Here is a 9,738-nt window from a genome sequence, read left to right as displayed (position 1 = left end):
AAACGCCCGGTTACATTCCGAACCCGGAAGCTAAGCCTTACAGCGCCGATGGTACTGCAGGGGGGACCCTGTGGGAGAGTAGGACACCGCCGAACAAATTTTCAAAGGGCTGGACCCGGAACTTCGGTTCCGGGTCCAGCCCTTTTTTGGTATGCGTAACGCAAAGTTCACGTTGCGCGCCGAGCATCCCAGCATGGGTACTGCTGCAATGCTCAGGGCCGCCGGCGTCGGAGTCGGTGACGAGGTCATCGTGCCGGCCTTCGGGAACGTGGAGGTCGCCGAGGCGGTGACACTCGCCGGTGCGCTTCCGGTGTTCGCCGACATAGATCCGGTGACCTACTGCCTCGACGTCTCGGCGGTGGAGTCGGCGGTAACTGTCCGGTCCGCGGCCGTGGTTGTCGTACACCGCTTCGGACGGTGGGCCGGCGTCCGGGAGTTGCATGCGCTGGGGCAGCGGCACGGGCTGCTGGTGCTGGAGCAGGGCGAGTCCGAGGCGCCGTACGACGAGGTCGCTCAGCGGCGGCAGCGGGCCGCCTACCTCGATGCGAAGCTGCGTGGGGTGCGGACGCCGGACGGTGGCGACGGGCACACCTACCAGCAGTACGTCGTGCGGGTGCCGGGGAACGGCCGGCCCGACCGGGACGCCTTCGCACGGGCTCTGCGGGCCAAGGGAGTCGACTGCCGGGTGCCGGTGAAGACGCCCGTGCACCGGCTGCCGGAATTCCGGCGCTGTGTCTCGCTGCCGGAGACCGAGCATGCCGCCGACGTGACGCTGGCGCTGCCCGTGGACGCCCCTTTGACGAAGCGGGAGATGCAGCGGATCGTCTCCGCCTGCAACGCCCTCGGAGGTCTGCTGCAGCCCGCCTTCTGAACGAGTTTGGGAACCCGGGTCCGTCCAGGGTATGATCTATTCCGTTGCCGCGGGGGAAACCTCGAAAAGGCAACAGGCCCCTATAGCTCAGTCGGCAGAGCGTCTCCATGGTAAGGAGAAGGTCAACGGTTCGATTCCGTTTGGGGGCTCCGGCAAGAAAAGTCCCGCCCGAAAGGGCGGGACTTTTTTGTGTCCTCTTCCGTCCCCGCCCTCAGTCCTTCTGAAGGCCGGGGACCCGCATCGCCAGAATCGCCATGTCGTCCGACGGAGCGTCCGACGCGAAGCGCTCCACCGCGCGCATGATGCGTGCGGCGACCGCACCCGCCGTCAGACCCGTGCAGGTCGTGAGGACATCGGCGAGGCCGTCGTCGCCGAGCATGCGGGTGCCCTCCCGGCGCTCCGTCACGCCGTCGGTGACGCACAGGAGGACATCACCCGGGTCGAGGGTGATCGTCTGCTCGTACAGCTCCAGGTCCTCGATGACACCGAGGAGCGGCTGGGGTTCGGCGGCGGCCTCCACCGTGCCGTCCTGGCGCAGACGCAACGGCAGCGGATGGCCGGCGCACACCACCTTCATCTCCGCGCTGCCGTCGTCCTGCGGACGCATCTCGCCGTACAGGAGGGTCAGGAAGCGGCTGCGGTCGCCCTCGTCCAGGATCGCCGAGTTGAGGCGCTCCAGGACCGCCGGGCCGCTGAGGCCCTCCCGGGCCAGCAGGCGCAGCGCGTGCCGTGCCAGGCCCGTCACGGCCGCCGCGTTGGGGCCCGTCCCGCAGACGTCGCCGATGGCGAAGCCGTACGTGCCGTCGGAGATGGGGAAGACGTCGTAGAAGTCGCCGCCGACCTCGTTGCCCTCGCCGGCCGCGCGGTAGATGACCTCGACCTCGACGCCCTCGATGTGCGGGGTGCCCGGGGGCAGGAGGCTGCGCTGGAGGGCCTGGCTGATGGCCGTGCGCTCCGAGTACAGGCGGGCGTTGTCCAGCGCCAGGGCGGCCCGGCGGGACAGGTCCTCGGCGAGTTCCAGGATTTCCTGGCGGAAGTGTTCGTCGGTGGGCTTGCCCAGGGTGAGCATCCCGATGACGCGGTTGCGGGCGACCAGAGGGAGGACCACGGTCTCGCCGCCCACGGCGGAGGCCGTGGCGAGCGTCGGACCGATGGCGGAGGAGACCTGGCGGGCAGGGCCGCCGGTCATGCCCAGGCTGCGCATGGAACTGCGCAGGGCGGCCTGGTGGGCGTTCTCGCCGGGGGCCGGCCAGACCCGGGCGCCCGGGGTGGGTACCGGGTCCGGCGGGGGCACCTTGGAGAGCAACGACTTGATGCCGTCGATGAGTTCCTCGTCCTCGTGCAGGACGTACGACAGGTACGGCTCGGAGGCCTGGTCGGCGATCGTGTAGACCGCGCACCAGGTGGCGAGGGTCGGCACCGTCATCTGTGCCATCAGGGCGAGGGTCTGGTCGCGGTCCAGGGTGCCGGCGAGCAGGTCGGAGGCCTCGACCAGGAAGCTGAGCGAGCCGCGGCGCAGCCGCTCCAGCTCGCCCAGGCGGGCCGACTCGACGGCCAGGGCGATGCGGTCGGCGGCGAACTGGAGGCGCAGCGCCTCCTCGTTGGAGTATCTGCCCGGCGCCTCCGCCGCGACGCCCAGGGAGCCCGTCAGCCGGCCCTCGACCTTCAGCGGGACCGTGACGACCGAGCGCATGCCGGTGCCGCCGAGGAGGGGGACCGCGCCCGGAACGGCCGTCAGATCGTCGTGGACGGCCGGCATACGGGCCGAGCCGTAGCGGCCGGGGCCGGCTTCGACGGGCACGCGCGCGAAGCGCTGACGCGCGGACGGCAACCCGGTGGAGGCGCGAACCTCCAACTCGGTCTCGTCGTCGGTCGCCAGGAGCAGGAACGCGGAGTCGCCGTCGAGCATGTCGCGGGCGCGCTCGACCGTGCGCTGGAGGAGGCCGTCGAGGTCGTCCGGGGCCGGCGAGCCGATGAACACCTCGAAGGGGTCGGCGCTCTGGCCGTCGGAGGCGCCGCCGGTGTCGGAGGCGGGGAGACGCAACGGGGTCTGGAGGACGGCGCGTTCGTGGTCGCGTACGAGGAGGCAGACGGTGGAGGGCTCGCCGCCGGTGTCGCGGACCCTCAGGTGCGAGGCGTAGACGGAGGTGACCCGGCCGTCGGCGCCGCGGATGCCGTAACTGCCCTCCCAGCGGGAGAGCTGGAGGGCCTCGGCGACGCCGGTGCCGGTGCCGGGGGTGTGCGGCCAGGCGGCGAGGTCGGTGAGCGGCTTGCCGGTGACCTCGGCGGCGGTGTGGCCGAAGAGTTCCTCGGCGTCCTCGTTCCAGGCCGTGACCGAGCCCTTGCGGTCGATCTGCACGACCGCGACGCGGACCCGGCCGTCGGCGAGGGGCAGCAGGTCGGCGGGGAGGGACGGGCCGGCCGCGCGGGTGCCCACCGGGCGCTCGGGGAGATCGAGCTGGAACCAGACGTTCTTGAAAGTGGGCGTGTACTCGACACCCCAGCGGGCGGCGAGGGCCGCACAGAGCTGGAGGCCGCGGCCGCCCTCGCGGTCGGGGCTGCCCATGTTGACGGCGGAGCCCTGGAGCGGGACCTCGCGTTCCGGGTAGCGGTCGGCGACCTCGATGCGCACCCCGTCGTCCGAGCGCAGGCACAGGACGTCGGCGTGGGTGCCCGCGTGTACGACCGCGTTGGTCACCAGTTCGCTGGTGAGGACCACGGCGTCGTCGATGACGTCCGCGAAGCCCCAACCCTGGAGCGTGTCGCGGACGAAGGCCCGCGCGGTCGCGACCGATCGCCCGACGGGCTCGAAGCTGGCGGCCGCGCGCGCGGTGATCACAGAACTCCTCGACCGGTTCTCGACGTACGGGCTTCCCTGGCCGGCCGACTCGTGCCGCTGCTGCGGCATCCGCTCGCCCGTGGGCCGTGGCTCCGGGGTGTGTCCCCCGGGGATCACTCCGGTGGTCATGGTCTGCGGCCGCCCCTCCGAATGCCCGCTCGTTCTCGTGCCACCGCCCAGGCCGAACAAACCGGCGCGGCTGGACAGCCGCATGCAAGGTTACTTACCTTCGCCGTCCGAGCGGATGCCGGTCGCCAGTGTTTACGTCCCCAGGGTGTGCGGACGATGTGCGAAGCTGCCGAACTGTTATGGCCTGGTTCGGCCAGGGTGAAACACTGGGCAAGCTTCTGATGAAGGTACGGGCAGGCTGAATGCGTTGCGTGTACGGCGGGCAGCAGCCCGTGGTGTGTCCGGATCCGATCCGGCAGAAGGACACAGCAGTAACGGGTACGCCGAAGTAAGCGGTACGTCGACTACGGCGGTATCCGAGCACAGTGGTACGGGCACAGTGGTGACGGTCGACCCCTGCGGGAGGGACACAGTGGAGTCTGGCGCAGCGACGCGGGGCACTAAGGCGCGCGCGAAAGGCGGACAGTCCCTGAGCGGGCGGCGGGGCGGCGGCGGGACCACGGAGGTGGATTCGGCCGCCCTGGACCGGCTGCTGGTGGCTCTCGTGGCGATGCGCGACGGGAACTTCCGGAAGCGGCTCACGGTGTCCGGGGACGGCGTGATGTCGGAGATCGCGGCGGTCTTCAACGAGGTCGCCGACCGTAATCTCCACCTCACGGGTGAGCTGTCACGGGTACGGCGGGTGGTCGGACGTGAGGGAAAACTCACGGAACGGCTGGAAACGGGCGCCTGTGAAGGTTCCTGGGCGACCGCCGTGGACAACTCCAACGCCCTCGTCGACGACCTCGTACGGCCGGTCTCCGAGGTGGGCCGGGTTCTGACGGCGGTGGCCGAGGGCGATCTGTCGCCGCGTATGGATCTGCGGTCGCCGTCGGCGGACGGGGCCGGGCATCCGCTGCGCGGTGAGTTCCTGAAGGTCGGCAGGACCGTCAACAACCTGGTGGACCAGCTCTCGACCTTCACCGACGAGGTCACGCGCGTGGCCAGCGAGGTGGGTACCGAGGGCAAGCTGGGCGGGCAGGCCCGGGTGCGCGGTATGTCCGGTTCGTGGCGGGACCTCACGGACTCCGTCAACACGATGGCGTACCGGCTGACGGCCCAGGTGCGGGACATCGCGTTGGTGACGACCGCGGTCGCCAAGGGTGATCTGTCCCGGAAGGTCACGGTTCAGGTCGCCGGCGAGATGCTGGAGCTGAAGGAAACCGTCAACACGATGGTGGACCAGCTGTCGGCATTCTCCTCCGAGGTGACCCGGGTCGCCCGTGAGGTGGGCACGGACGGCATCCTGGGCGGCCAGGCGCACGTGCCCGGGGTCGCCGGCACGTGGAAGGAGCTCACCGACTCCGTCAACACCATGGCGGGCAATCTGACCGCCCAGGTGCGCGGGATCTCCGAGGTGACCACCGCGGTCGCCAGCGGTGACCTCTCGCGCAAGGTGACCGTCCCGGCCCGCGGTGAGGTCGCGCAGCTCGCCGAGACGATCAACCAGATGACCGAGACGCTGCGGATCTTCGCGGACGAGGTCACCCGCGTGGCCAACGAGGTCGGCGCCGAGGGGCAGCTCGGCGGGCAGGCGAACGTGCCGGGCGCGGCGGGCACCTGGAAGGACCTCACGGACTCCGTCAACACGGTCTTCCGGAACCTGACCACCCAGGTGCGGGACATCGCCGCGGTGACCACGGCGGTGGCCAACGGTGACCTGTCGCAGAAGGTCACCGTGAACGTGGCCGGCGAGATGCTGGAGCTGAAGAACACCGTCAACGGCATGGTCGACCAGCTGTCGTCGTTCGGTGCCGAGGTCACCCGCGTGGCGCGGGAGATCGGTGTCGAGGGTGAACTGGGCGGCCAGGCCCAGGTGGCCGGGGCGGCCGGCACCTGGAAGGACCTGACCGACTCCGTCAACACCGCTTTCCGCAACCTCACCGGCCAGGTGCGCAACATCGCCCAGGTGACGACGGCGGTGGCCAACGGCGACCTCTCGCAGAAGGTCACGGTCGACGTCTCCGGTGAGATGCTCCAGCTGAAGAACACCGTGAACACGATGGTGGACCAGCTCTCCAGCTTCGCCGACCAGGTGACGCGGATGGCCAGGGACGTGGGCACGGAGGGCCGCCTGGGCGGTCAGGCCCGCGTGGACGGCGTCTCGGGCACCTGGAAGGAGCTCACGGACTCCGTCAACTTCATGGCCGGCAACCTCACCTCGCAGGTACGGCAGATCGCCCAGGTGACGACGGCGGTGGCGCGGGGCGACCTGTCCCAGAAGATCGACGTCGACGCGCGCGGCGAGATCCTCGAGCTGAAGAACACGATCAACACGATGGTCGATCAACTGTCCGCCTTCGCCGACCAGGTCACCAAGGTGGCCCGGGAGGTGGGTACGGAGGGCCGGCTCGGCGGTCAGGCGCAGGTGCCCGGTGTGGCCGGTGTGTGGCGGGACCTGACGGACTCGGTGAACGGCATGGCCGGCAACCTCACCGCCCAGGTGCGCAACATCGCCCAGGTGGCGACCGCGGTGGCCCGGGGTGACCTCTCGCAGAAGATCACCGTGGACGCGCGCGGTGAGATCCAGGAGCTGAAGAACACCCTGAACACGATGGTCGACCAGCTGTCGTCGTTCGCCCAGGAGGTCACGCGCGTGGCGCGCGAGGTGGGCACCGAGGGCATCCTGGGCGGCCAGGCCGAGGTGCAGGGGGTGGCGGGCACCTGGAAGGACCTCACCCAGTCCGTGAACTTCATGGCGAACAACCTGACCATCCAGGTCCGCAACATCGCCGAGGTCACGACGGCGGTCGCCAAGGGCGACCTGTCGAAGAAGATCACCGTTGACGCGAAGGGCGAGATCCTCGAACTCGTCACGACGGTCAACACCATGGTCGACCAGCTGTCCAGCTTCGCCGAGCAGGTGACCCGGGTGGCCCGTGAGGTGGGTACCGAGGGCATCCTGGGCGGCCAGGCGCACGTTCCGGGTGTCACGGGCATCTGGAAGGACCTCAGCAACAACGTGAACCTGATGGCCAACAACCTGACCATGCAGGTGCGGAACATCTCCCAGGTGTCGGCGGCGGTCGCCAACGGTGACCTGACCCGGCAGGTCACCATCGAGGCGAGCGGTGAGGTGGCCCAGCTCGCCGACACCATCAACACGATGGTCAAGACGCTGAGTTCGTTCGCCGACCAGGTCACCAAGGTGGCCCGGGAGGTGGGCACGGACGGCATCCTCGGCGGTCAGGCGCACGTACCGGGTGTGGCGGGTACGTGGAAGGACCTCACCGAGTCGGTGAACGGCATGGCGTCCAACCTGACCGGCCAGGTGCGCAACATCGCGATGGTCACCACGGCCATCGCCAAAGGCGACCTGACCAAGAAGATCGACATCGACGCCCGCGGCGAGATCCTCGAACTCAAGACGACGATCAACACGATGGTCGACCAGCTGTCCAGCTTCGCCGAGGAGGTCACCCGGGTGGCCCGTGAGGTGGGCACCGAGGGGCAGCTGGGCGGTCAGGCACGCGTGCGTGACGTCGACGGCACCTGGCGGGACCTCACCGAGTCCGTGAACGAGATGGCCGGGAACCTGACCCGGCAGGTGCGTGCCATCGCGCGCGTGGCGACCGCGGTGACCCGCGGCGACCTGAACCTGAAGATCGACGTGGACGCCTCCGGCGAGATCCAGGAACTCCAGGACTACATCAACAAGATGATCGCCAACCTGCGCGACACCACGGTCGCCAACCAGGAGCAGGACTGGCTCAAGGGCAACCTGGCGCGTATCTCCGCGCTGATGCAGGGCCGCCGCGACCTGGCGGACGTGGCCTCGCTGATCATGAGCGAGCTGACGCCGGTGGTCTCCGCGCAGCACGGCGCGTTCTTCATGGCGATGCCCCTGGTCGACGGCAAGGACCTGGGCGCCGAGACCGAGGACGCCTACGAGCTGCGCATGCAGGGATCGTACGGCTATTCGATGGGCTCCATGCCGACGTCGTTCCGGCCCGGTGAGGCGCTCATCGGCACGGCGGCCCAGGAGAAGCGCACGATCCTGGTGGAGAAGGCGCCCACGGGCTATCTGAAGATCTCCTCGGGGCTCGGCGAGGCCCCGCCGGCGCAGGTGATCGTGCTTCCGGTGCTGTTCGAGGGCAATGTCCTCGGTGTGATCGAGCTGGCGTCCTTCACGCCGTTCACGCAGATCCAGAAGGACTTCCTCAACCAGATCGCCGAGATGATCGCGACCAGCGTCAACACCATCTCCGTCAACACCAAGACCGAGGTGCTGCTGAAGCAGTCGCAGGAGCTGACCGAGCAGCTGCGGGAGCGGTCGGCGGAGCTGGAGAACCGGCAGAAGGCCCTCCAGGCGTCCAACGCCGAACTGGAGGAGAAGGCCGAGCTGCTGGCCCAGCAGAACCGTGACATCGAGGTGAAGAACACCGAGATCGAGGAGGCCAGGCAGGTCCTGGAGGAGCGCGCCGAGCAACTCGCGGTCTCCATGCGTTACAAGAGCGAGTTCCTCGCCAACATGTCGCACGAGCTGCGCACACCGCTCAACTCGCTGCTGATCCTGGCCAAACTGCTCGCCGACAACGCCGAGGGCAACCTCTCCCCGAAGCAGGTGGAGTTCGCCGAGACCATCCACGGCGCCGGCTCCGACCTGCTCCAGCTGATCAACGACATCCTCGACCTGTCGAAGGTCGAGGCGGGCAAGATGGACGTCTCCCCGACGCGTATCGCGCTGGTCCAGCTCGTGGACTACGTGGAGGCCACCTTCCGGCCGCTGACCGCGGAGAAGGGCCTCGACCTGTCGGTACGGGTATCCCCGGAGCTGCCCGCCACCCTGCACACCGACGAACAGCGGCTGCTGCAGGTGCTGCGCAACCTGTTGTCCAACGCGGTGAAGTTCACCGACTCCGGCTCGGTGGAGCTGGTGATCCGCCCGGCGAGCGGCGACGTGCCGGTGGGGATCAGGGAGCAGCTGCTCGAGGCCGGTTCGCTCAGCGATCCGGACGCGCCGCTGATCGCCTTCTCGGTGACCGACACCGGCATCGGTATCGCGGCCAGCAAGATGCGGGTCATCTTCGAGGCGTTCAAGCAGGCCGACGGTACGACCAGTCGCAAGTACGGCGGTACGGGCCTCGGTCTGTCGATCTCGCGGGAGATCGCGCAGCTGCTCGGCGGTGAGATCCACGCGCAGAGCGAGCCGGGCCGCGGTTCGACGTTCACGCTGTATCTGCCGCTGCACCCCAGCGAGCTGCCTCCGCAGGGCTACCAGCAGTCCGCGCCCGCGCTGGAGGCCGGGGACCTGGTCGCCTCGCAGAACCACGGCTCCGAGCTGTCCGGCGTGGAGATCGAGACGCCGGCCGAGGTGAAGTCGTACCAGGAGACCCAGAACGGTGCCGCCGCGCTCTTCCGGCGCCGCCGCCGGGCCATCCCGCAGATCGCCGAGTCGTGGCCGGTGCTGGCCGAGCAGGAGGCGACGGCCCCGGCGCCGCGCCGGGGCGTACGGTTCGGCGGGGAGAAGGTGCTGATCGTCGACGACGACATCCGCAACGTCTTCGCGCTCACCAGCGTCCTGGAGCAGCACGGTCTGTCGGTGCTGTACGCGGAGAACGGCCGTGAGGGCATCGAGGTCCTGGAGCAGCACGACGATGTCGCGGTCGTTCTGATGGACATCATGATGCCCGAGATGGATGGTTATGCGACGACCACGGCGATCCGTCGGATGCCGCAGTTCGCCGGGCTGCCGATCATCGCGCTGACCGCCAAGGCGATGAAGGGCGACCGGGAGAAGGCGCTCGAGTCCGGCGCCTCCGACTACGTCACCAAGCCGGTCGATCCCGACCACCTGCTGGCGGTGATGGCGAAATGGATGCGCGAGGAGTGACCGGAACGGACGGATGTGATGTGAACG

3 protein-coding genes, 1 tRNA gene and 1 rRNA gene are annotated in these 9,738 nt (G+C 69.1%); 4 read left to right on the top strand and 1 reads right to left on the bottom strand.

Annotated features, from left to right (window positions below; all coding sequences use genetic code 11):
- The 3 genes from rrf to AB0N16_RS04005 all read left to right on the top strand — a co-directional run.
- Positions 1-95 (top strand): 5S ribosomal RNA (rrf, locus tag AB0N16_RS04015); the annotation flags it as partial.
- A 113-nt stretch (positions 96-208) separates the two neighbouring features.
- Positions 209-871: a DegT/DnrJ/EryC1/StrS family aminotransferase gene (locus AB0N16_RS04010; RefSeq protein WP_365792802.1), complete on the top strand. Its 663-nt coding sequence runs from the start codon at positions 209-211 to the stop codon at positions 869-871.
- Between the two features lie 76 nt (positions 872-947).
- A tRNA-Thr gene (locus AB0N16_RS04005) sits at positions 948-1,020 on the top strand.
- Positions 1,021-1,082: 62 nt separating this feature from the next.
- Here AB0N16_RS04005 and AB0N16_RS04000 read toward each other — a convergent pair.
- Positions 1,083-3,839: a SpoIIE family protein phosphatase gene (locus AB0N16_RS04000; RefSeq protein WP_365792723.1), complete on the bottom strand. Its 2,757-nt coding sequence runs from the start codon at positions 3,837-3,839 to the stop codon at positions 1,083-1,085.
- A 412-nt stretch (positions 3,840-4,251) separates the two neighbouring features.
- Here AB0N16_RS04000 and AB0N16_RS03995 point away from each other — a divergent pair, with 412 nt between their 5' ends.
- Positions 4,252-9,711, top strand: coding sequence for a HAMP domain-containing protein (locus AB0N16_RS03995; RefSeq protein WP_365792721.1), 5,460 nt, complete (start codon positions 4,252-4,254; stop codon positions 9,709-9,711).
- The last annotated feature ends 27 nt before the right edge of the window (positions 9,712-9,738 follow it).

Source organism: Streptomyces sp. NPDC051105, assembly GCF_040682795.1.
Taxonomy (GTDB): domain Bacteria; phylum Actinomycetota; class Actinomycetes; order Streptomycetales; family Streptomycetaceae; genus Streptomyces.
The sequence above is the reverse complement of the archived record's forward strand: the minus strand, read 5'-3'. Positions and strand labels throughout refer to the sequence as shown.